General features: G+C 63.9%; 21 protein-coding genes and 1 tRNA gene. 5 read left to right on the forward strand and 17 right to left on the reverse strand.

Annotated elements, in window-relative coordinates; all coding sequences use genetic code 11:
• From DGI_RS01420 to ftsH, 3 genes are all read right to left on the reverse strand, one after another.
• Positions 1 to 599: diadenylate cyclase (locus tag DGI_RS01420; protein WP_051349717.1), on the reverse strand; the 599-nt coding region annotated here is incomplete at its 3' end.
• On the reverse strand, positions 587 to 1477 hold the full coding sequence (gene folP, locus DGI_RS01425) for a dihydropteroate synthase (protein ID WP_021758841.1): 891 nt from the start codon (positions 1475 to 1477) through the stop codon (positions 587 to 589). The genes folP and DGI_RS01420, both read right to left, overlap by 13 nt.
• Before the next feature lie 20 nt (positions 1478 to 1497).
• The gene (gene ftsH, locus DGI_RS01430; protein ID WP_021758842.1) at positions 1498 to 3525 is read right to left on the reverse strand and encodes an ATP-dependent zinc metalloprotease FtsH; all 2028 of its coding nucleotides are present in this window, start codon (positions 3523 to 3525) and stop codon (positions 1498 to 1500) included.
• Positions 3526 to 3712: 187 nt separating this feature from the next.
• Here ftsH and DGI_RS01435 point away from each other — a divergent pair.
• Positions 3713 to 3806 (forward strand) — tRNA-Sec (locus DGI_RS01435).
• 14 nt (positions 3807 to 3820) lie between these two features.
• On the opposite strand, the gene DGI_RS01440 is transcribed toward DGI_RS01435, so the two are convergent.
• From DGI_RS01440 to DGI_RS01450, 3 genes are all read right to left on the reverse strand, one after another.
• Entirely contained in the window at positions 3821 to 4528 is a 708-nt protein-coding gene (locus tag DGI_RS01440; protein ID WP_021758844.1) for an MT-A70 family methyltransferase, read from the reverse strand.
• Positions 4525 to 5250: a BglII/BstYI family type II restriction endonuclease gene (locus tag DGI_RS01445; protein WP_021758845.1), complete on the reverse strand. Its 726-nt coding sequence runs from the start codon at positions 5248 to 5250 to the stop codon at positions 4525 to 4527. Before DGI_RS01445 ends, DGI_RS01440 begins: the two co-directional genes overlap by 4 nt.
• 165 nt (positions 5251 to 5415) lie before the next feature.
• On the reverse strand, positions 5416 to 6882 hold the full coding sequence (locus DGI_RS01450) for a right-handed parallel beta-helix repeat-containing protein (RefSeq protein WP_202961829.1): 1467 nt from the start codon (positions 6880 to 6882) through the stop codon (positions 5416 to 5418).
• A gap of 585 nt (positions 6883 to 7467) precedes the next feature.
• Here DGI_RS01450 and DGI_RS01455 point away from each other — a divergent pair.
• The gene (locus DGI_RS01455; RefSeq protein WP_021758847.1) at positions 7468 to 8160 is read left to right on the forward strand and encodes a response regulator; all 693 of its coding nucleotides are present in this window, start codon (positions 7468 to 7470) and stop codon (positions 8158 to 8160) included.
• Between the two features lie 235 nt (positions 8161 to 8395).
• Here DGI_RS01455 and msrB read toward each other — a convergent pair whose 3' ends face one another.
• The 6 genes from msrB to DGI_RS01485 all read right to left on the reverse strand — a co-directional run bounded on the left by msrB (position 8396) and on the right by DGI_RS01485 (position 15433).
• Positions 8396 to 9517 (reverse strand): peptide-methionine (R)-S-oxide reductase MsrB, encoded by a 1122-nt coding sequence (gene msrB, locus DGI_RS01460; RefSeq protein ID WP_407656286.1) that lies wholly within the window; start codon positions 9515 to 9517, stop codon positions 8396 to 8398.
• Between the two features lie 104 nt (positions 9518 to 9621).
• Positions 9622 to 10815: a PAS domain-containing sensor histidine kinase gene (locus DGI_RS01465; RefSeq protein WP_021758849.1), complete on the reverse strand. Its 1194-nt coding sequence runs from the start codon at positions 10813 to 10815 to the stop codon at positions 9622 to 9624.
• Between the two features lie 119 nt (positions 10816 to 10934).
• The gene (locus DGI_RS01470) at positions 10935 to 12254 is read right to left on the reverse strand and encodes a histone deacetylase family protein (protein ID WP_021758850.1); all 1320 of its coding nucleotides are present in this window, start codon (positions 12252 to 12254) and stop codon (positions 10935 to 10937) included.
• A 10-nt stretch (positions 12255 to 12264) separates the two neighbouring features.
• Positions 12265 to 13920 (reverse strand): hydantoinase/oxoprolinase family protein, encoded by a 1656-nt coding sequence (locus DGI_RS01475; protein ID WP_021758851.1) that lies wholly within the window; start codon positions 13918 to 13920, stop codon positions 12265 to 12267.
• Positions 13905 to 14957 carry a 4-hydroxythreonine-4-phosphate dehydrogenase PdxA gene (pdxA, locus tag DGI_RS01480; protein WP_081696794.1) on the reverse strand — a complete coding sequence of 351 codons (1053 nt, stop codon included), beginning with the start codon at positions 14955 to 14957 and terminating at the stop codon, positions 13905 to 13907. The genes DGI_RS01475 and pdxA overlap by 16 nt, the downstream gene beginning before the upstream one ends.
• A gap of 110 nt (positions 14958 to 15067) precedes the next feature.
• Entirely contained in the window at positions 15068 to 15433 is a 366-nt protein-coding gene (locus DGI_RS01485; RefSeq protein WP_021758853.1) for a VanZ family protein, read from the reverse strand.
• 104 nt (positions 15434 to 15537) lie between these two features.
• On the opposite strand from DGI_RS01485, the gene DGI_RS01490 reads away from it, so the two are divergent.
• Genes DGI_RS01490 through DGI_RS01500 form a run of 3 tightly spaced genes read left to right on the forward strand, consistent with a single transcriptional unit; the run spans position 15538 to position 18462 of the window.
• The gene (locus tag DGI_RS01490) at positions 15538 to 16161 is read left to right on the forward strand and encodes a 3'-5' exonuclease (protein ID WP_081696802.1); all 624 of its coding nucleotides are present in this window, start codon (positions 15538 to 15540) and stop codon (positions 16159 to 16161) included.
• Positions 16158 to 16772 carry a hypothetical protein gene (locus DGI_RS01495; protein ID WP_021758855.1) on the forward strand — a complete coding sequence of 205 codons (615 nt, stop codon included), beginning with the start codon at positions 16158 to 16160 and terminating at the stop codon, positions 16770 to 16772. The genes DGI_RS01490 and DGI_RS01495 overlap by 4 nt, the downstream gene beginning before the upstream one ends.
• 43 nt (positions 16773 to 16815) lie before the next feature.
• Positions 16816 to 18462, forward strand: coding sequence for an NAD+ synthase (locus tag DGI_RS01500; protein ID WP_021758856.1), 1647 nt, complete (start codon positions 16816 to 16818; stop codon positions 18460 to 18462).
• A 220-nt stretch (positions 18463 to 18682) separates the two neighbouring features.
• On the opposite strand, the gene DGI_RS01505 is transcribed toward DGI_RS01500, so the two are convergent.
• The 5 genes from DGI_RS01505 to DGI_RS01525 all read right to left on the reverse strand — a co-directional run bounded on the left by DGI_RS01505 (position 18683) and on the right by DGI_RS01525 (position 23083).
• The gene (locus tag DGI_RS01505; protein ID WP_027192994.1) at positions 18683 to 19522 is read right to left on the reverse strand and encodes a hypothetical protein; all 840 of its coding nucleotides are present in this window, start codon (positions 19520 to 19522) and stop codon (positions 18683 to 18685) included.
• 25 nt (positions 19523 to 19547) lie between these two features.
• On the reverse strand, positions 19548 to 20168 hold the full coding sequence (locus DGI_RS01510; protein ID WP_021758858.1) for a hypothetical protein: 621 nt from the start codon (positions 20166 to 20168) through the stop codon (positions 19548 to 19550).
• An 8-nt stretch (positions 20169 to 20176) separates the two neighbouring features.
• Complete coding sequence (locus tag DGI_RS01515; protein ID WP_027192996.1) at positions 20177 to 20716, reverse strand: tetratricopeptide repeat protein; 540 nt, start codon at positions 20714 to 20716, stop codon at positions 20177 to 20179.
• A 168-nt stretch (positions 20717 to 20884) separates the two neighbouring features.
• Positions 20885 to 21655, reverse strand: coding sequence for a hypothetical protein (locus DGI_RS01520; RefSeq protein WP_021758860.1), 771 nt, complete (start codon positions 21653 to 21655; stop codon positions 20885 to 20887).
• Positions 21656 to 21718: 63 nt separating this feature from the next.
• Positions 21719 to 23083 (reverse strand): hypothetical protein, encoded by a 1365-nt coding sequence (locus tag DGI_RS01525; protein ID WP_235619923.1) that lies wholly within the window; start codon positions 23081 to 23083, stop codon positions 21719 to 21721.
• Positions 23084 to 23156 lie beyond the last annotated feature (73 nt).

The raw sequence follows: 23156 nt of genomic DNA on the forward strand, positions 1-23156 counted from the left end.
GAGAATTGTGGGTAATCAGGTTCCGTTTTGTATCGCAAGCCGGCGCTCAGGGGAAGAATGCAGGCCGCCGCCACGATGACCCCGCCGTGGATGACCACTGCGCCGTCGTGCAGGGGCGTATTGGGGTAGAAGATGGTCACCAGCAGATCCTTGCTGATGCGCGCGCCCAGCTGCACGCCCCGCTCCACCACATCGCCCAGGGGCACCTTGCGCTGAATGACCACCAGCGCGCCAGTGCGGCTTTTGGCCAGGGCGTCCAGGGCGGCGATGAGCTGGTTGAGATACTCGCCGTCCATGGTCTTTCTGCGGAAGAAACGTCCCGCACCCACTTCGGAAAGCGCCTTGCGGATATCCTGCTGGAACAGGATGATGATGACCAGGAAGATGGAGCCCAGGAAGTTGGTGAGCAGCCAGTTGAGGGTGTACAGCCCCAACTCCTCGGAGGCGAAATAGACCAGGATGACCAGCAACAGCCCATACAGCACAGACACGGCCCGGGTGCCCTTGATGAGCAGCAGCATCCGGTACAGCGCCGCGGCCACCACGGCCATGTCCAGCACATCGCGCCAGCCCACGCGAACGACGGTCAGGTCGAGCATGGCCCCTCCCCGCCGGCGGCCTCCACCGCGGCCACGATGTCCAGCGTCTGACGGGTCTGGGCCACGTCATGCACGCGATGGATGCGTGCACCATGGCGGGCAGCCAGGACTGTGGCGGCCTGGGTGGCCAGTTGCAGGGCCGTGGCGCGGGCGGCCTCATCCGGTGCGTCTGCCGGGACGAATCCCTGCAGAAACCGCTTGCGGGAAAGCCCCATGAGCACGGGCCGGCCCAGCACGGCCAGACGCTCCAGCCCGGCCAGCAGGGCCAGGTTGTGCGTCACGGTCTTGCCGAAGCCGATGCCCGGATCAAGTACGATGCGCGATTCAGCCAGCCCGGCCCGTACCAGCGCGGCCAGGCGTTCTTCCAGAAAGCGCAGCACGTTGTCCACCACATCGTCGTAGTGCGGGTTCTGCTGCATGGTTTTGGGCCGGCCCTGGGCGTGCATGAGCACATAGCCGGGCTGGTGCTGCACCAGCACATCCACCAGAGCAGGGTCAAAGCGGCAGGCGGAGATATCGTTGACGATGGCGGCGCCGGCAGCCAACGCCCGGGCCGCGGTTTCGGCGCGCCAGGTATCCACCGAGAGGACCAGCCCCCGCGCCGGCGGGGCGTCCTGCAGCAGCTCGAACACCGGTTCCAGCCGCCGCCATTCCTCGTCGGCCGGGACTTCATCGCTGCCGGGGCGGGTGGATTCGCCGCCCAGGTCCAGGATGTCCGCCCCTCGGGCAGCCAACGCGAGTCCATGCATGACCGCGGCGGCAGGCTCCAGGAACCTGCCGCCGTCGGAAAAGGAATCCGGCGTGATGTTGACGATGCCCATCACCAGAAAAGGTGATGGCCCCAGGCGAGCGCCGTCCCGTATTTCCCAGCAGACCATGCCCCGCGACCCCGGACGGCCTAGGAGCCTGCAGGGGGGGTGGAGCCGCCGGCCTTGTCGGGCGGGGTGGAGCCGTCAGACCCGGCAAACGCAGGCGCACCGGCGGAAGCAGCATCGGAAGACGCGGCATCCGGATCGCCCGCCCCTGCGGCCTGCGCCGGGGTGCCGGCCTGGCCGTCGCCCTCGCCTTCCGCCGCCGGGGGCGTCTGGGAACCCTGGGACGCCTGGGGCTGCGGCTTGCCCAGACCGCCATTGAAGGGGGGCAAAGGCTCACCGCGGATGAGACGATCCACATCGTCGCCGGTGATGGTTTCGCGTTCCAGCAACGCCGCGGCGATGGCGTGCAGCACGTCGATCTTCTCGCGCAGGATGTCCAGGGCCGTCTTCTGCCCGTCTTCCACAAAGCGCTTGATTTCGGCGTCGATGAGCCGGGAGGTTTCCTCGGAATGGGTCTTGTAGTGGCCCAGGTCGCGGCCGATGAAGACCTCGTCGGACCGTTCGGCGAAGTTCAACGGCCCCAGGGCCTCGCTCATGCCGTACTGACAGACCATGCGACGGGCCATGTTGGTGGCCTGCTCAATATCGTTGCCCGCGCCGGTGGTGTATTCGTTGTTGATGACGAGTTCCGCCGCCCGGCCGCCGAGCATCATGGCCAGACGATTTTCCAGGTAGGTGCGCGAGAAGCTGTGACGGTCCTCGGGCAGGTACTGGGTCACGCCCAGGGCCCGGCCGCGGGGGATGATGGTCACCTTGTGCAGCGCGTCTGTGCCGGGGAGCATGCGCCCCACCAAGGCGTGGCCGGCTTCATGGTAGGCGGTGTTGCGCTTTTCCTCATCAGTCATGATCAGGCTTCTGCGCTCCTTGCCCATGAGCACCTTGTCCTTGGCCTCCTCGAAGTCGGACATGTCCAGCTTGTCCTTGTTCATCTTGGCGGCGTGCAAGGCGGCTTCGTTGACCAGATTTTCCAGATCCGCGCCGGAGAAGCCGGGCGTCCCCTTGGCCAGGATATCCAGATTGACGTTGTCCGAAAGCGGCGTGCGACGGGAGTGCACGCCCAGGATGTGGCGGCGGCCCTTGAGATCCGGCGTGGGCACCACCACCTGGCGGTCGAAGCGGCCCGGCCGCAGCAGCGCGGGGTCCAGCACGTCGGGCCGGTTGGTGGCGGCGATGAGGATGACGCCTTCGTTGCTCTCAAAGCCGTCCATCTCCACCAGCAGCTGGTTCAGGGTCTGCTCGCGTTCATCGTGCCCGCCGCCCAGGCCGGCGCCGCGCTGGCGGCCCACGGCATCGATTTCATCGATGAAGATGAGGCAGGGGGCATTCTTCTTGCCCTGGACAAACAGATCGCGCACGCGGGCCGCGCCCACGCCGACGAACATTTCCACAAAGTCCGAGCCCGAGATGGAGAAGAACGGCACCCCGGCTTCGCCAGCCACGGCCCGGGAGAGCAGCGTCTTGCCCGTGCCAGGAGGGCCCACCAGGAGCACGCCCTTGGGGATGCGGCCGCCCAGGCGGGTGAACTTCTTGGGATCGCGCAGAAAATCCACCACTTCCGTAAGCTCTTCCTTGGCTTCATCCACGCCGGCCACGTCCTCGAAGGTGACGCGGGCCTGCTCCTGGGTGATGAGCCGGGCCTTGGAACGGCCAAAGGACAAAGCCTTGCCGCCGGAACTCTGCACCTGGCGCATGAAGAAAAAGATCACTGCACCAATGATGAGGAAGGGTAAGAGGTTCACCAGCAGCACCATGTAGCCGGCTTCTTCGTCCGGCTCGGCCTTCACGCGGACCTTGTTTTCCATGAGCAAGGTGGTGATGCCGGCATCGCGCGGGGCGTAACTGGAAAAGTTGGTGCCATCAAGCAGTTTGCCAGAGATGTTCTGGTCCTGCAGCAGCACTTCCTGCACCATGCCTTCCTGCACGCTCTGGACGAATTCGCTGTAGGTGAGTTTTTTGACCGAGCCGGCTGGCTGATTGAACGCGTTCAACAGGGCGATGAGCACCAGGCTCAGAACCACCCAGATGACCAGATTGCGACCGAAATTGTTCAACGTATATCTCCCGTTTCTGGAGAGTAGGATAGCATTCCTGGAGGCAATGTCTATAGATGGATGCCGGGTTTTTGGCAACGCCGGGATGCGGAGATGACAATTTCTTAAAACCCCGGGCGGTTGAAGTCCTGCACATCAAGGCTTGCATCCGCCGCCGCGAGCACGTAAGGAAAGGCGGTCCTGCCGCGGAAGCGTATCGTCACCGGTGTGGCGCCTGGTCTTCAAAACCAGTGTGGGGGTGAGAGCTCCCAGGGTGGTTCGACTCCACTACGCTTCCGCCACCCCCCTGCCGGGGTCACGGCGCTGTCTGTTCTTCCTGCTGCACCTCAAGTTCCTGCCCGCACTGGGAGTGGTTCGCATACGTGGTCCAGGTGGGATAGTATGCCTCGGCCTGATTGCCCCAGGCGATCCATCCCGGGCGGCTGCCGCGGGCAAACATCTCCAGATACGGCCCGGGGCTGCAGTTCTCGATGATCTCGTACAGCTCGTCCGGTTTTCTTGAATGCTCCCGCTTTTGCGACTTGATGATGTTCACCTGCGAGCGGCCCGGCGCATGGGTGCGGGCCTTTTTGCCGCGGGTGCCGAACAGCACCAGCTCCGTGGTATTGCGGAAGTAGAAGCCCACGCCCCGGCCATCCGGCCCGCCATCCTTTCGGATTTTATGCCAGACGATGTTGGTTTTGTACGAAAAGCCCCAGGCCTGCATCACGGCCAGACCTTCGGGCAGCAGGGCATTGGGCACCCAGAGATAGAGATGCGCGGTTTCTGCGGCAAGGCCTTGCACGGGCAGGGCGCAGATCTCGTCCAGGGTCATGGTGCCATAGCGGTTGAGCCGTTTGTGCTCGGGGGCCACCTTGCCTGTGCGGTTCTGGAATTGCCAGGGCGGGTCCGCCAGCACGGTGCCTGCGCCCGTCCCTTCTCCCAGGCCTTCGCCCAGGCCAGCAGCCTGGCAACAGGCCAGCAGATCCGTGGCTGCGCTGCATGCAGCAGGTGTAGTGGTCATGCGGCGGCCCAGTCCGCAATCAGCGCCGGCGTAATGCCCAACGCCAGCACCGGGCATCCGCCGTGCCTTCCGGCATTCAGTCTGTACAACAACTTGCCCATCCATGTTGTGCTTGCGCCGTATTTGTTCTTCACCCCCAGCGCCGCGAACACGGGATTGAGGGAGGCGCTTCTGGTCAGCAAAATGCCGACTCCAATGACGCCGCATTCGGCAAAGGCGCGGAAGGCGTACAAGTCCCGGTCGAAGGTTTGGTCCTTGCTGTTCCACTCCAGGTCGAATGCAACGCCATGCTTGACGAAATCTATCTTGTGCCCGTCCAGATAGTTGTTCTTTCGCAGGATGGTCTGATCCACGGCACCTTTTCCGTGGCTCGCGTCCTCGCGCTTTTTATGGCGGCTGAGGGTCACCACCAGATCCCCCCGGATGCTTGTCTCATCCCACCCCTGGGGCCGCAGCAGCTCGGCAAACCGCTTGGGGATGTCCGACTCATTGCCGCCGGGCTTTTGAATGTCTGCTTTGGTGAGGCGAAAGGCCCGCAACGAATCGTACAGCTCGGCCGCTTCCGCTGCATGGCACGTGTGCAGCATGGCTGCCGCGTGCTTGTAGCTATGGACCTCGTACCGTTCGCGGATATCGTGCGGAACAAAGGCGTGAATCTCACTGGCGGCATCGGCCCCCAGGCCGACGCCTTCCGCCGTCCCGGCCGCAAGGGGCGCATCCATCTGTTCAACCTTCTGGAATCATGGCATGTCCAAAAATGTATCCGTGTTGTACCGGATGCCGGACCCGAAGTCCAGGGCTACCCGCCGCCACTGGCTGCCACTGCCCGGACTGGCCCGGACTGGCCCGGACTGACAGGACTGGCCCGGACTGACAGGACTGGCGCTTCACTCCAGCAGCAGCGCCATGCCAGGGACACCCCCGCCCAGGGCCCCGCCGTGGCCGCGCCCCATGCACACCGCCTGCTGCGGCAGAGAGTCCGCATCGAGCTGTGGATTCGTCTCCCGCGTGGAGCCATCCCCGCCAATGTGTGTTTTCCACTGCGCAAAATTGCCCGACCAATTGGTGCGGCCGTCGTCGAACCAGGCGGCTCCGGCAGCGCGCCAGTAGCAGTTCGCATTGATGCGCAACGCGCCGTCCAGGGCGCTCAGGCCCCCCAGCTCGGTGGAATAGCGGATGGCGACCACCTGTTGCGTGGGCGTCCCCGGCTGGCTGACGATGTTGTACAGCACCGTGGGGTTGCGATTGGCCGGGCGGCCGGCTTCCGGGTCCCAGTCCTGAAAGGTGATGCCGAAGTAGATGGGGGTGTGGAAGGACGACGCCGTGTCCACAAGGGTATTGTTGTAGGCCTTGGCGTCCAGGGAGGCGTAAAAGCCGATGCCCGAGCCGCCGGTGTCGCGGACCAGATTGTTTCGTGCAATGCCTCGGATATTTTCGTAATAGTTCGGATTCACCGTCAGGTCGAAATACTCGGGGCTGGTATCGAACCCCAGCAGGATGCCCGCGCCGCCGGTGCGTTCGATCAGGTTGTACTCGATCACGCCGTCCGTGGCCCCGCCCTTGAGGTACACGCCGGTGGAGCAGATGTCGTGGATGTGGTTGTGGGCCACGAGGGTCCGGTCACCATTGACGTTGTCGATGCCTTCGGCGTTGCAGTCGTCGGGGGGTTCATTCACACCGGAATTGTAGATCTCGTTGTGCCGGATGATGATGTCGTCGCTGTTGGGCTTGATCTTGACCACATCGCGCAGGGAGCTGTGCAGCTTGGTGTTTTCGATGCGGATACGGGAGGCGCCGGCGCGGTCGTCCGGGTCGCCCCAGTCCCACTTGGTTTCTGTGGAGACGGCGTAAAAGCCGCCCCGCACCTCCACGCATTCCAGGGCCCCGCCATCGGAGCCCACATAAAAATAGATTCCGGACCCATATTCCGTTTCCGCACGGCGGTCCACGATGGCCCATTCTCCCGGATACGACCGGATGGTGACGCCGGGCACCCGGAGGCGGATTTCGTCGGCCTCCACATAGGTTCCCTGTCGCAGGACGATGGTTTCGTTGGCCTGCACCACTTCCGCAGCCCGCAACAGGGTGCGGTACGGCCTGGCGGCGGTGCCGTCGCCCGTGGTATCGTTGCCGGTGGTGGCCACATACCGCACCACGCCGGACAGCGTGGCCCGATTGCACACATCCGCCTGCACCCCGGGAGAGAATGTCGCTGCATGCAGGCAGGCAGGCCCTGCGAGCACGCACACGGCCGTGCACATCAGACATATGAACATGGAGACCATGGGGAACATGGGGGACATGGGGGACATGGGGAACACGGAAAACACGGAAAACATGGCGCGCGTGAACATCAGCACCTCCCTGACCGTGGCCATTGCAGCGGTTTCCACAACACCGTGACCATACCAGCAGGCACGTGACTTGTCATTACAGACAAGGCACGTTTCCTGTTTTCCATTGCATTCGACACCAGCGCACCATCTTCAGCACCAATATCGACACATAAAACCCCGCGCATCGCATGCCGTATTATGGCATATGGTCAAGCATCACGTCCGTCTAAGCCTGCATGTCATCTCTGCAACAGACCGCAGACATCTCCTTAGGGGTTATCCCTATGCCTGGACACATTTTTACAATAACACACCAGTTCCGTCGCCAGGGGACAACCCCATGGCCTGCATCCAGGCCTTGTGCACACCGGCACAAAATCAGGCTTTGGGGAACAATTTATCCAGCTTGAATACCAAGTTGCTTTGCAGACTGCTTCTCGCAGTTGACGCAATGCCAATTTTCTGTGATATCGAATAAGAAATTTATGGTGTATATTCCCGACTGCAGATAGGGGGCAATCCTGTGACATGCAGAAATTTTCACAATGTTCCGGCATGGCGCGCCACACACGGCGACCGCCGGACACGCCAAGGGGGTGCGTCATGCCGCGTCTGCTCACTGTAATTCTGGTGGATGACCACCCATTGTTCCGGGAAGGACTCAAGCGGATTGTGGAAACCGCCGGCACGTTGCGTCTGGTGGGCGAGGCGGCAACGCTGGACGAGGCGCGGACAGCCATCGGCAGCCACAAGCCCGACTTGGTGCTGCTGGACATTGCCATCCAGGGCGGCAGCGGCATGCGGCTGGTCCGTGAAATCAAGACCATTTCCCCGCACACACGCATGCTGGTGGTCTCCTCCAATACGGATCCCGCGTTGGTGGAAGGCGCGTTCCACGCCGGGGCGTCCGGTTTCCTGACCAAGACGGCCGGCAGCCTGGAATCCGTCAAGGCGCTGAATCGCGTGGCTGGTGGCGATGTGTATCTGGATCCGGAGCTCACCCAGTCCGTGGCCATGGCCCGGCTGCGGCCCGGCGCTGCCGCGTCGGCCGCCACCGCCGGACAATCGGAAAAGCTGACCAATCGCGAACGTCAAGTGCTGCAGATGGTCTCCCAGGGACTGTACACCAGAGAGATCGCCTCCATGCTGGGCCTCTCCACCAAGACCGTGGAACATCACCGGTGCCGGCTCATGCGCAAGCTGGGCTGCCGCAACTCGGCCGAGGTGGTGGCCTGGGCCCACCGCGCCGGGCTGTTCACCGAGGAAGCGCCGCGGCGCCGGGGTGCCGAGGCGTAATTCCTTTTCCACTTCAACGCACTATTTGCTGAAGTGGAAATGAAAGACGCTGCCTCCGCGTTCTAGTGTTGCGTCCCCGAAATGCGATGATGGAAACATCGTCTTATTTCGGGGACGTGACACTAGAGCGCGTTGTTTTTGAANCCCCTCTCGCAATGTCCTTTTGCAAAAGTAAAATGCTCTAGCGCACGCAGCGGCAAGGCCCTCGCAAGAGAGGGCCTTGCCGGCGTCGCGATTACTGGAACAGTGTCACAAATTCCCCATACCCTTCCGCCTCAAGCTGGTCCCTGGGCACAAAGCGCAGGGCCGCGGAGTTGATGCAGTAGCGCAAGCCCGTGGGGGGCGGGCCGTCCGGGAACACGTGCCCCAGGTGGGAATCCGCCGCCTTGCTGCGCACCTCGGTACGGGTCCTGAACAGGGAACGATCCGTGTGCTCCACGATGTTGTCCGGGTGCAGCGGCTGCCAGAAACTGGGCCAGCCGGTGCCGGAATCGAACTTGTGGGTGGAGCTGAACAGCGGCTCGCCGGACACCACATCCACGTAAATCCCCTCCTGCTTGTTGTCTGCGTAGGCATTGGTAAAGGGCGGTTCCGTGCCCTCCTCCTGGGTCACGTGGTACTGCAGCGGCGTCAGCCGTGCCTTGAGTTCCGCCGGCGAGGGCTTGACCCAGCGCCCGGCGGTGGCATTGTTCGCAACCTGTCGCAGGCTGCCCCAGGTTTTTTCCAGGAACTGATCCCGCCCGGATCCCTCCCGGTAGGCGCAATAGCGCACCGGGTTGGCGACATGGAAGTTCTGGTGATAGGCCTCGGCCGGCCAGAACCGGTCCAGGGGCAGGATGGCCGTGACAATGGGCTTGCTGAACCGACCAGAGGCGGCCAGGGCGCGCTTGGAGCGTTCGGCAATCTCCCGCTCCTGGTCGCTGGCCGTGAAGATGGCCGTCGTGTACTGGGCGCCGCGGTCCACAAACTGCCCGCCGGCGTCGGTGGGGTCGATGGTGCGCCAGAAGTGCTCCACCAGATCGGCGTAGCTGAGTTGCTGCGGATCATACACCACCTGCACAGCCTCCAGGTGGCCGGTGCGGCCGGCGGAGACATCCGTGTAGGCAGGATTGGGTTCCGTACCGCCGGCATAGCCGGAGTTGGCCTCCAGCACGCCGGGAATTTTCTCGAAATCCGATTCCGTGCACCAGAAGCAGCCGCCGGCAAACACGGCCGTGGCGGTGGCTGGCGCAGAGGTGGCATTGGGCATGGTCACATTCTCCTGGGATGCAAGGTGGGGAACACTGCCGCCGGTCAGGAGCCAGACCAGCGCAAGACACATTGCCGGCAACAACACGAACAGGGATGAACGGCGCATGGAGAGCCTCCGGAACGTACATGCGGTGAATGCATGCCCCTACAGGTAGGTCGTCTGGAGACGGAGTCAAAGCCTGCGCGGATGACAATCCGGCAAGGTATGGATCAGGAGGCCTGCAGCGGCAGCCAGATGGAGAAGAGGGCGCCGCGGCCTTCGGGCCGGTTCTGCCCGATGACGCGGCCGCCGTGGGCCTGGGCAATGGCCTTGACCGCAGCCAGCCCCACGCCCGAGCCTTCGGAGCCCTTGCCGGCATCGCCACGGAAGAATTTTTCGAAGAGATTGTCCTGATCGTTCTGGGAGAGGCCCGGCCCGTCGTCCTGCACGCAGAGTTCCAATTCCCGGCCGTGACGGCGGACCGTGAACGCCACCGCGCCTTCGGCGGTGTATTTGATGGCGTTATCCAGCAGATTCGCCACCATGCGCATGAGGCGCTGCCTGTCGCCCAGCACCTCGGGCAGGTTCTGATCCAGTTCGGCGCGAAAGGCGAGGCCCTTGTCTTCGGCGCGCCGGCCGTATTCGCGGACCAGGGCCTGCAGCACGGGAGCCAGTGCCACCGGCTCCCGGGCCAGGGTGAAGCCGGCCTGGTCCATGCGGGCCACGTCCAGAAAATCCATGGACAGGGTGAGCACGCGATCCAGCAGGGAGGCCACCATTTCCAGATTCTCGACCTGTCGTCCGGAAAGCGGCCCCTCCTTGCCCTCCAGCAGTCGCCGGGTCAGGGCCAGGGCGCCCATGAGGGGGGATTTCATGTCGTGGGCAAAGAACGTCAGGGTCTGGGTGCGCTGGCACTCCAGGCGGCGGCGCTCGGTGATGTCCAGAAACACGGACACCCCGGCCACGATCTCCCCGCTGCCATTGCGCACGGGGGCGGCATTGATGCTCACATGGCGCTGCTGGCCGTCCAGGCCCACGATGAGCGCGTCGGCGGTCTCCACCACTTCGCCGTGGCACATGGCGCGCTCCAGGGGGCGCTCCTCCGGGGCAAAGGGAGTGCCATCCGGGTGCAGCAAGGTCCAGCTATGCAGGGGGGCATTGCGGCAAACGGCTTCGTCTTTGCCCAGCAATCCCAGTCCCTTGAGACTGGCCAGACGGATGCGGCGCTCCCGGGCGTCGGCCACCAGAATGCCCACCGGGGCCTGCTCCACGGCGGTGAGCTGGATGGCCTGGATGGTTCTGAGTTCTTCTTCCAGCGCGCGACAGCGGCGCAGCACGGCGTCCATCTCGTCGGGAGAAAATCCCGGCACGGCGTCCGCAAGGCCTGCCACCGGCGTGAATGCTGACTCGGGCGCGTCCTGCATAGTTCTGCACCGTCCTCGGGCGTGCACGCCAGGCCCCTCAGCCGGCGCGGTGCGCACAGAGGTGCGCAAGATTCCCTCACGACACGACTCTATCACGACCGCGCCGGCCGGGCAAATGCTCAAAACCCGAACTGGGTATATTCCTTTTCCTTCCTGTTGATGCACTGGATGATGCGATAGTTGCCCTTGGTGTGCCCTTCCTCCAGGACACGCTTGCCCAGGCCCAGGCAGCGATCGCAGGCGGTCTGGGGAATCTCGATGCACAAGGACAAGGGCGAGATGGACGACCAGACCTCGATCTTGCGCACCCCGGCGCAATCCGAGCACAACGAGACGCTTTCCACCTGACTTTCGGAGATGCCGTCGGTGTCGTAATAGACGTCTTTCATGCGGCTGTGCCAGCCGTTCACCACGTCGCCGTCGGTCGGGGCGGCCGGGGGGCGGAAGTAGTGCCGGGTAGTCATCTCGCAGACCTTCTTGATGAAGTCCATGGTCCGCACGTCCTGCCTGATGCGGGCGGGGTCGAAATCCGGCTCGCGCACGTGGGAATAGTCCACCCCGGCCATGGCCAGGCAGATGCCCAGGTTCACGTATGGCAACGCGCCCTGGATGGCGTAGCCGCCTTCCAGCACGGCAAGGTCCGGCTTGAGCAGCTCATTGAGCCGGGCATAGCCTTGGGCGGAGAAGTTCATGTTGGTGATGGGATCGGTGAAGTGATTGTCCTGCCCGGCGGAATTGATGACGAGGTCCGGCTTGAAGTCCTTCAGGATCGGCAGGATGCAGTTCTCCACCACATAGAGGAAGCCTTCGTCCCCGGTGCGCGGCGGCAGGGGGATGTTCAGGGTACGGCCCAGGGCGTTTGGGCCGCCGAGCTCGTCGGGAAAGCCGGTACCGGGGTACAGGGTGCGGCCGTCCTGATGCAGGGAGATGAAGAGCGTGTTCGGATCGTGCCAGTAGATGTCCTGGGTGCCGTCGCCGTGGTGGCAGTCGGTATCGATGATGGCCACGCGCTTGGGGCCGTAGTGCTCGCGGATCCATTCGAGCATCACGGCTTCGATGTTGATGTTGCAGAAGCCGCGGTTGCCCTCCACCACCTTCATGGCGTGGTGCCCCGGAGGACGGACCAGGGCAAAGGCGCGGTCCATTTCGCCGTCCATCACCAGCCGGGCGGCCTTGATGGCCCCGCCGGCGCTGATCATGTGGCTTTTGGTGGCCACGGTCTCCACGCTGGGCAGGCAGAAGTGCACGCGCTCCACGTCCTGCCGGGTGGCGACCTCGGGCTTGTATTCCACCACGCCTTCGATGTCGAAGAGGCCCTCTTCCTTCAACTGATCCTGGGTGTAGAGCAGCCGTTCTTCGCGTTCGGGATGCGTGGCTTCGATGGCCCAGTCGAAGGCCGGGAAAAAGACGACGCCGAGGGAATTTTTTGCGGTGAGCATGGCTGGTTCCTTACTCGGAAATGCCCGGCTTGATCTGGCACTTCACGCGAATGTTCTTGTGCGCGGCGCCGTAGAAATCCACCATGTTGAAGCTCTGGACCTCGGTGAACTCCACGTCGTCGCCGTATTCCTCGCGGGCTCTGAGGCCCTGGCCCTCCAGCATGGTCAGCAGGGATTCCTTGGCGCGGGCCTTGGCGTCCTCCAGGGTGAAGCGGGCGGGGATGTCCTCCACCCGGCCCAGGGACGGGATGACCAGCTGGCGGCGTTCGGTATCCGCGGTCAGCTCCAGTTCGGCCGTGGTGCGGGTCAGGGCTGCGCCCACGGCGTTGGCCACCTCGTAATGCTGGGGGGCTTCCACCTCAAAGCCGAAGGCCTGCTCCAGCAGCTCCCGGAAAACCATGGCCGGCCCGCCCATGAGATAGGCCCGCCGGGGGTCCAGGGTTTTGCCCTTGAGCAGCTCATGGATGGTGTATACCGGTCTTTCGTTGATTTCGCGCACCAGTTCCAGGGCGGCTTCCTTGATGGCGGACACGGCCCGGTCCACTGCGGCCCTGGCCAGCTTCTCCGGATACATATCCCAGAGGGCGGCCAGTTTTTCGATGCCGCGACGGGAGGCTTCCCGATCCCGAAAGCTGGTGATGCGCAGGTAGTTGCAGGCATCAATGAGCGTGGGCGTGTGCCCGCCCTGGGCCATGGACGGTCCCTCGCGTCGCGGCCCCACGAAGACCGTGCCCCCGCGCACCGTCAGCATGGAATCGCCGCCCACGCCGATGCTGCGCGTCTTGAGGGCGCGCACCAGGGTCGGGTAGCTGCCCATGGCAATGCCCTCCTCCACCACCGGCGTGCCCTGGGACAACAGGGCGATGTCCGTGGTGGTGCCGCCGATATCCAGCAGGATGGCGTCTTCGTAGATGTCGCACAGGGCCAGCATGCCCATGACGCTGGCTGCCGGGCCGGAGAGGATGCTTTCCACGGGCCGGGCGCGGGAGGCAGCCAGGGGCATGGTGCCGCCATCGGCCTTCAGGATGCCCACCTGGGCCTCCAGGCCCAGTTCCCGCAGGCTGGTTTCCACCGCATCCGCAAAGCGGTTGTACAGCCGCCACACCTGGGCGTTGTACGCCGCCGTGGCGATGCGGCGGGGGAAATTCAGCAGCCCGGACAGGCGATGCCCCAGGGTCACATGATCGGCCTGCCCCTGCAAGGCCTGGGCAAGCTGCAGTTCATGGCTCGGATTGCGGGTGGAAAACTTGCCGACCACGGCATACACCGACAAGCCCAGCTCGCGGCACATGGTCAGGGTGTCCTTGAGATCCGCAGTCTCCAGGGGCTGGATTTCGTACCCGCGATGATCGATGGAGCCGGGGATGACAAAATAGCCCTTGCCGTGGCGGAAGGATTCCGGATCGATGCCCGGCCCGGAGGAGACGATGATGCCGGCGTCCTCGGTCTTGCCTTCCACAATGGCGTTGGTGGAGAGGGTGGTGGAGAGGGTGATGCGCTCGATGCGATGCATCTTGACCCGGGAGCAGACATCCTCCAGGGCCGCGTGCACGCTCATGAGCAGATTTCGGTGATCCGTGAGCACCTTGCACGAGGCCAGCACCTCGCCGTGGTCCACCACCACCGCGTCCGTGTGGGTCCCTCCCACGTCTATGCCGCAGTACATGTCGCCTCCCTGCGTGTAACCAGACGGGCCGCCAGTTCCAGCGCGGCCGTGAAACTCGTTGTGGATGCGGCGTCCGCACCTGCCAGATCGAATCCCGTGCCATGATCCACGGACGTGCGCACAAAGGGCAGGCCCAGCGTCACATTCACGGCTTCGTTGAAATGCAGGAGCTTGAGGGGCGCCAGGCCTTGGTCATGATACATGGCGACAACGGCGTCGAACTCGCCATGCACGGCGCGGTGAAACACCGTGTCTCCGGGCAGCGGGCCGTGCACCTCGCAGCCGTGCGCCCGGGCAACGGCCAGGGCCGGTTCGATGATCTCGATTTCCTCGCGGCCGATGGTGCCGCTTTCCCCGGCGTGCGGATTCAGGCCGCACACAGCCAGCCGGCGGCGGGGCAGATCGAGATCGTCCAGAAATCGATGCGTGTGCAGGATGGTCTGCAGCACGCGGGCCTGCGTCACCAGCCCGGGCACGGCGGCCAGGGGCGGATGGGTGGTGACCAGGGACACGCGCAGCCGTTCCCCGCACAGGTGCATGGTCACATCCTCGCGGGAAAGGCCGGCGTGCTCGGCAAACAGTTCGGTGTGGCCGGGAAAATCATACCCCGCGGCCTTGAGCATGGCCTTGTGCAACGGCAGCGTGACCACGCCGCGCGCCCGGTCCTGGCGCAACAGCTCGCAGGCCAGCTCCAGGGCCGCACCGGCGCTGCGGCCGCCGGCCACGGTGGGCTGGCCGATGTCCGGCGCCAGACCGTGGAGCGTGGGGGGCTCCAGCAGGTACACGCCGGGCGCCAGGGTTGCCAAATCCGTCGCAAGGCCCGTCGCCGGGTCCAGTCGCGTCCAGAACGGCGATTCGCCGCGACGCAGCACGTGCCGCAACAGCGAGGCCTCGCTGCCCAGCATCACCAGCCGCCAGGTGCGTCGCAGGGGCGTGGTGGGCAGCACCCGCGCGGCCAGCTCCGGCCCCAGCCCGCCGGCATCGCCCAGGGTGATGAGCAGCACGCCGCCGACCGTGGTTTCGGGAGTTGTCATCATGGGTTCCACATCCTGACCATTCCTGATTCCTTACGTTTTTTCACACGCATGGCGCACCCTAGCAAAAGGGACAGGCAGGGGCAAGAAAGGGAATGGGCAGAAACTGGTATTTACGTGCGCGGCAGCCGCCGCCGGACCAGACCGCCCAGCCACACGCCCAGGCCCACGCCGGCGGTGTTGGCCAGCATGTCCCACAAGGACAGGGAGCGATACGGCGTGAGGCCCTGGAGCAGTTCCAGCGCCAGGCCCAGGCCCAGCATGCCCCAGGCCCAGGTGCGGTCGGACTGGCGCAGGGCCAGTCGCGGCAGCAGGGCCAGCCAGGCGTAGGCGATCAGATGCGCAACGAGATCGACATGATCGAACACCGCCGGCGGTCCCACGTCCGGCAGCAGAGAAAGCGCCGTCACCAGGGCCATGCTGGCCAGCCACATCAGGCGCAGCACTCCGGCACTGCGACGGGTCAAGCACATATCCATGATTGTATTCCGCATTTCTTCGGGTTGCTTTTGCAGCAAATTTCGCTATGATCGCGTATCACCAATCGTCGTGGTTTCACAACCCATTCACGCCCACGCACCGTATGCCCACTCTTCTCTCCGCGCCCAAATCCAGCATGCTGGATTCGTATCGCCAACCCATGCCCCCCGAGGCCATCAACGCCCTCCCCCTCACCAGGTATGAAGGGCCTGTGCACGTGTTTCCTGATGCCGGCGATCTCAACGCCGCCATCGACGACCTCATCACCGAACCGGTCATCGGTTTCGATACGGAACGCCGCCCCACCTTCCGCAAGGGGCAGAATTTCCCGCTTTCCCTGCTGCAGCTGGCCACGGCCAACGCCGTGTATCTGTTCCAGCTCTGCCGCATGACCCTGCCCGGGGTGCTGGAGTCGCTCATGAGCGATCCCGCCACGGTGAAGACCGGCGTGGCCGTGCACGACGACGTGCGCGAGCTGCGGGAGGTGATCCTGTTCGACGCTGCCGGGTTTGTGGATCTGGGCCAGGTGGCCCGCGTGCACAATCTCCCCACGTGCGGCTTGCGCAATTTGGCGGCCAATTTCCTGGGCATCCGCATCTCCAAGAAGGAACGCTGCTCCAACTGGGGCCGCGAAAGCCTCACCCCGCAGCAGATTGCCTACGCCGCCACAGACGCCTGGGCCAGCCGCGAGATCCACTTGCGCATGCAGGCCGCCAAACTGCTATGACCCGCCTGACCCGCGCCACGGCAGCCATGCTGGTGCTGCTGACGGTGGCGGCCCTCCCCGCCCAGGCCATCACGTATCGTTTGCTCATCGCCACGCCGGAGCGCGAGTTGCGCACCGCCCGTCTGGCCGTGCAGGGCAGCTCCACCCTGCCGGCAGACGCCGCCCAGGCCGCCCAGGAAACCTCCGCCCTGGCCCAGGCCGTGCGTCAGGCCGTGACCAAGGTGCGTGAGGATCTGGAAAACAAACTCCGCAATCGCAAGCTGGAACTGACCCTGACCTTTCCCGGACAGGACACCGCCGCTTCCCGGCTGCCGGAGGAGGACGACGCCGTGCGCCGCGCCGCGGTGTATGTGCATCGCGTCGTCAATCTGGGCGCCATCGCCGGCCAGGGGCTGGCGGTGGAAGCGGATGTGGAAGTTGTTTATGCCCTTGCCCGCAACGCCACCACGCCTGTGGAACGGCCAGCCGCCCAGGCACCGCCCGCCCTGCCCCTTGTCCCGTCCCAGGGCGGCAAGCTCGACCCATCCACGCAAGATCCCAACGCCTCACATCAGGCGCTCATCCGGCTGCTGGAACAGGGCGCAAACAGCCTGCGCGACGGGCTGGAGTAGCCCGACGCATCCCCAGCGACCGCTGCAGGAGGAGATTCCCGCCATGCACATCGCGCTTTTGCAACTCAACCCCACCGTGGGCGACCTGGAAGGCAACGCCGCCCGTCTGGCCGCCATGTCCCGCCAGGCCGCCGCCCAGGGCGCACGCCTGTGCCTGGCTCCCGAACTGGCCATCCACGGCTACCCCCCCCGGGATCTGCTGCTGTATGAAGACTTTCTCGACCGCAGCATGACCGTGCTGGGACGTCTGGCCCGGGAGCTTGCCGATGGCCCGCCCCTGCTGGTGGGCGCGGCCCTGCCGCGGCCGTCCTGCTGCTCCGACGGCGGCAAGTCCCTCTACAATGGCGCGGTGTTGCTGCAGAACGGGAGCATCGTCCACAGCTTCCACAAATGCCTGCTCCCCACCTATGACGTGTTCGACGAAGCACGCTACTTCGAGCCCGGCCATACCCCCGGTTCCTTCGAGCTCGACGGCCTGCGCATCGGCGTGACCATCTGCGAAGACCTCTGGAACGACATCGACTTCTGGCAGCGCCGCCAGTACGCCACCGATCCCGTGGCCATCCTCAAGGCCCAGGGCGTGGATTGCATCGTCAACCTTTCCGGGTCTCCCTTCACCGCCGGCAAGCAGGCCACGCGGGAAGCCATGCTCGCGATGGTGGCCAAAAAGTACCGGCTGCCCATCTATTATGTGAATCAGGCCGGCGGCAACGACGACCTGCTCTTTGACGGCCGCTCCATGGTCTTCGACGCCAAAGGCCGCTGCACGGCCCGGGCCCGGGCGTTTGAGGAGGAAGTGTTGCTGGTGGACACGGACAAGGGCGGGCCGCGTACCCACGAAGACCCCGCGCCGGAAGAGGAAATCCGTCTGGCCCTGCTGTGCGGCATCCGGGACTATCTGGCCAAGACCGGCTTTTCCCGCGTGGTGCTGGGCCTCTCCGGCGGCATCGATTCCGCCCTCACGGCCGTGCTGGCCGCCCAGGCCATCGGGCCGGAACAGGTGCTGGCCGTGTGTCTGCCCTCGCCCTACTCCAGCCAGGGATCCCTGGACGACTCCTACGAACTCTGCCGGCGCGCGGGCATCCCCTGCATCACCCTGCCCATCGCCGACCTGATGCAGGCCTACGAACGCGCCCTGGCCGAGCCCTTTGCCGGCCTGCCCCAGGACGTGACCGAGGAGAACATGCAGTCGCGCATCCGCGGCGGGCTGCTCATGGCCATCTCCAACAAACAGGGCCGCCTGCTGCTGACCACGGGCAACAAGAGTGAGCTTTCCGTCGGCTACGCCACCATCTATGGCGACATGTGCGGCGGCCTGGCCGTGATCGCCGACCTGCCCAAGATGACGGTCTATGCCCTGGCCCGCCACGTGAACGCCCGCTTCGGCGAGCCCATTCCCGTGGAAATCATCGACAAGGCCCCGTCGGCGGAACTGCGCCCGGATCAGAAGGACCAGGACAGCCTGCCGCCCTACGAGGTGCTGGACGCCATCCTCAAGGCCTACGTGGAAGACCGGCAGAGCCCCTCGGCCATCGTGGCCCAGGGCTTTGATGCGGAGACGGTGGATAAGGTGGTGCGGCTGGTGCAGCGCGCGGAATTCAAGCGCCGCCAGGCCGCGCCAGGGCTGAAGATCACGGACCGCGCCTTCGGCCAGGGCTGGCGCATGCCCCTGGCCGGGCGGTGGCTGTAGAACGCGCTTCTACCGCACGTTGCTTTGGAAAAGAGCACTCGGGGGAAAACCTTCCTAAAGAAAGGTTCTTCCCCCCTTTCGAGAGAGGCCCCCTTTCCAAAGATTGTTATGGTGATGCAAGGTCACTATGAACGTTTTGGAAGGGGAGAGCGCGAGAGGGGAGAACCTTTTGCAAAAAGATCCCCCCCCTCGCAGTGTCCTTTTTCAAAAGTAAAATGCGCTACTGCGCAACGCCGGGCGCGGCGGGCCCTGCGCCGGGCACGTCCAGGCTCTGGTACTGCGGCTTCGCCCTGGGAGGCTGGACCATGCTGCCGGCGGTGGGGTTCAGGTCGTCCGTCTGGGACCCCTGGCCGAGCACTTCCACAATCTGATCGCCATCGGCATACCGCAACCGGTTGCCCAGCACGTCCTTGACGGTGCGCACATCCAGTTGCAGCCGCACAAAGGCATTGCCGCTTTCATCCCAGCCCCAGCCGCGGTTGGGGGAATTCAGATCGATATCCGGGATATAGGCCCCGAACACGGCAGCGCAGACCTTGGCGTGGTTGATGTCCTCGGTCAGCAGGAAATTCTCGGTGCGGCTTTTGGAGAGCAGTTTTTCGCCCACCAGCAGGGCGGCCATTTCGTCATAGGCGTTCAGCAGGGCCGCCCTGAGGGCCATGAGCGGCTGGCGGGAAGCCTGGGTCATGGAGCCAAAGCCGATGGACCGCACGGTGACGTTCTTGAAATTGATGCGCTCGCCCAGCACGTTGGTGATGGCGCCGAGGTCGATGTGTCCGAAGGCCAGGGCAATGTCCTTTTCCCGGTCGTAGATCATCTTGTCCACCTTCACGCCCTTGATGGCGGCGGCGGATTTGCTCTGCACCTGATAGTTGGGATCTTCCGTCAAGCCCATCTGGGACTCGCTCTTGACCTTGAAGCCCACCACGGATTCCACAAGATTGCGCGTCAGGTCCTGCTTGGCCATCTTCACGGACATCAGTTCCTTATTGGCCGCCGCGCACGGCGCAGCCATGGCAAGAACCAGGGCCAGGCAACAAAGGATCATGCTGCGGATCATGTACTTTCTCCCCGCATCTGAAATGCTATTGGATTTGTTTGTACCAGGGGCCGTCGGCGGCCTTCTCCTGTGCAGGCGCGTTGTCCTGCGCAGGCGGGTTGTCGCGCGGCGGTTCCACCACGGCAGGCGCTTTCGGCGCACCCGAGGGCGGGACGGCAGGCGCACCCGGCGCAATGCCGGGCAAGTCGTCCTGCACTGCGCCGGACCTGATGCGAAAGGAATGCTGCCAACGCACTTCCGGCTCCTGCTGCACCGGGATGTCCAATTCCATGTATTCGATGACTCGCGTCAGGGCAGATGGCTGCATCGGCGCAGTGAACGGCTGCGCCCTCCCGCCATTTTCCGCTGCCGGACCCGGACGTGGCGCGCCCGGCAGCGGAAGAATCCGGAGGGAATCAATCTGGATTTGCAGTCGGGAAGGGTCCGTGGGATCCGGCACGCTCCGCGCGGAGAACTCCACCACCCCGTCGGCAGGCAACAGACCCCTGGCGCGCAGGTTCTCAAGCACCATGTCCCGGGCCAGCCGCTTGCGTTGCGCATGCTGCTGCATCAGGTCTGCGTTCTGGGCAATGCCGGCGCAGGGGATGCCCCCGCCAAGACACGCCAACATCAGCAACGCGAGGAGCAGATGGTGGACTCTTCCCATGACGTTGCCTAGAACTCGCTCGGATCCAGGGCCTTGGCGCCACCCTTGAAGGATTTCTCCTCACGCACGGGCGGCTGCGAGGGCTTCTTGACGCCGCCGCCGCACATGGCCTTGGCCCGGGCCAGTTCCGCGCTGGCTTCGGCATAGCCCGGATTCAGGCGCAGGGCCTTGTCGAAGGCGAGGATGGCTTCCTTGCAGTTGCGCTCCTGCATGTACAGCCTGCCAAGGCAATAGTAGACAACGGGCGAGACGCTGTTCAGCGCGCGCGCGGCTTCCAGCTCGGCCTTGGCGGCCAGGTAATTCCCGGAGTTGAAATACAACAGCCCCAGGGCCTCGCGGGTCAACAGATGATTGGGGTTGTAGCGCAACGCCATTTTGAAGGCTTCTTCCGCCCGCAAAATCTGGTTGAGCTGCATGTAGCACATGCCGCGATAGTAGTGTGCATCCACCATGCCCGGCATCAGCGACACGGCAAACTCGAACTGCTCTGCGGCAGGGACGTACTGCCCGTTATTGTAGTAGCTCAAGCCCGTATTGAAATACTCCATTGGAGTGGGCCCAACGGGTTGCTGCACCACGACGGTTTGCTGTTTGCATGCAACCAGCGACAACAGCGCCAGCATCATCAAAGGGAGCAACATGTTCCGAGTGCGCATAATGAAGTCCTTGTCTGCAAAAAACGCCAGCCCTTGCGGAGCTGGCGTGTTGCGGGATTGTTATTTCTTTCTGTCGATCTCTTGCACTGCCCGTTGCACCAGGCGTTGTGACATGGTGTCCAACGTCACGCCATGTTGTTCAGACTTGGAGAATCCCAGCGCGCCGCCGCTTGTTGCGCCAATCTCCATCTTTTCCTCGAAATACCCGGTGGAGACTTGCTGGCCCGTGGAGGCGTCCAGGATTTTGTAGCGCATCCCCACAATCCAGATGCCCGCGGCCTCGCTGGAATGCACGGACCCGACGCCGGCCTCCGCGGCGACGCCTGCGCCGTAGCCCACGGTCTGCCCGAGGATGCCGCCTGCGATGCCGGCCAGGGCCCGGCCGTCGAAGCCCTGCTGCACGGAGGCAACCGGCTCGGCCTTGAGGATATCGAACTTCACAAACCACCGGGTCGTTTCAAATTTCCCCTTGCGGAACTTGCTGAGGCCGCTCACGTCGCCCATGTTGGCTGCCAGGGCCACTTCTTCGAGCATGGGGCCAAGGTCCGTGCGCTCGAGCACCTGAAAGTTGGCCTTGGAAAGTTCCAGCTCGCCCCAGTCGGCAATGTTGTTGGGGGTGATCTTGTTGGCAAAGCTGACGTTGACCGACTTGAACTCGCCAGGAATTACCACGAGGGCAGGGCCCTGCACATTCTGATTGGCATACGTGACGGGCTGATACATGGCCTGATCGGCCTGGGCATGTGCCTGCTGCGATGCAGTGCCCTGGCAGCCCGCCAGTGCAAGACTCCCCAGCACAAGCCCGACAAGAATCAAATAGCGTAGCTTCATCACGTGGTTCATCTCCCGTGTAATGGTATGATGATCGAAAAAAACCACCTGCACCAACGTCAACTAAAAACTCTTCACCGCATCCAAAGAGGCTGATGGCGTTGCGGCGCCTTCCAGCTTTTTCACCGCCTCGGGGGCCACTTCCGCCACTTTTTGCATGGTCTGTTCGCTCTTGATCAGGTCGCGCAGCCGTTCCGGCGCAGCCTCCACCAACTGACTCGGCGCCGTGCCATTGAGTCGTTGTGAAATTTCCTCCGCCGTCATCGTGCTCTTGAACGCAAGACGCACCACCTGACCCTGCGCAGACTCCAGCGAGAATGCCGCCTGGCCGATCTTTTTGTTCAGCGGCCCCAGGATGGACGTGTGCACCAGATCATTGAAATTGGTGCGCCCCCCGGTGAACTCCACTTCGTACAGCGACAGGCCGTTCTTGTCGAAATTCCGAAAGTCAATGTTGAGCACTGGCCGCAGCCCGATAAATTCCTTGCGCAGCAACTGGCCGGTTTCGTAGTTGGGCAGGCCCAATACTTCCAGCTGATACATATGCGACGGTGCTTGCAGATGCCGCTCGAAGAACTCCTTGGAGAACTCCGCACCGATCAGCTGCCCGATGGCTTCGATGGCCTGATCCTCATCCGGCCAGGTCTGCTTCTTGGGCACCTGATTGTTGTACAGCAGCTCCTCGCCGGTGCGCGTATCGATGCATTTCACCGACCACGACGTCAGGGCATACTTGGTGATGGTGACGCCGGACGGCGGCAGCTTCACGGAGATCTGCTTGAATTTGGCCTCGCCCTTGATGAAGAAATCCGCGGCCATGCTGCGTTTGGCCGCGACGGTGGTCTGCACCTGATTCTCCGCCGTGGACTTGGAAAGCAACTCGGCCTCCAGCGTGGTGGCCATCTCTTCGGACCAGACGCGATAGCCGAAGCCCTGAATCCGTTCCTTGAGGATGTTTTCTGCAATGTCGGACCGGATCACTTCCGTATCGGTGCTGCGGTCTGCATCGCGGACAAAAATGGCCACAGAGATGCGAGGGTCGCCCACTTCCTTGAGCAACATGCGCCGCTCCATGCGGGAAGTCTGCTGCAAGGCCTCCTGCACACTGCCGACATACACTTCGCATTTCATGAGCAAATGCGCAAAGCCGTCCTCGCCGATCCAGGGATCGCTTTCCTTGAGCACCTGCTTGATGAGCCCCTGGCTGCGGCTCAGGACCTGATCGCGGATGAGGGTGTAGTTTTCCATCAGCGTATGCGTTTCCACATACGCCCCCACAGCCTTTTCCAGGCACTGGGATTTGGCGTCGCGGCGCAGGTCCTCAAGCATGAGTCCCTTGTCGCGCTGATACGTGTCTGCATTGGGATCAGCCAGACCCTCGACCGAGACGATGAGGGTGGCGCTCTCCACGGCTGTCGGCGCGGCCACAGGGGCCTTTTGTTTGGCAAACGCGGGCCCAGCCAGGAGGCACAGCAACAGCCCAACGCCAACGGCAAGCCAC

The sequence above is a fragment of the Megalodesulfovibrio gigas DSM 1382 = ATCC 19364 genome (genome assembly GCF_000468495.1).
Taxonomy (GTDB): domain Bacteria; phylum Desulfobacterota; class Desulfovibrionia; order Desulfovibrionales; family Desulfovibrionaceae; genus Megalodesulfovibrio; species Megalodesulfovibrio gigas.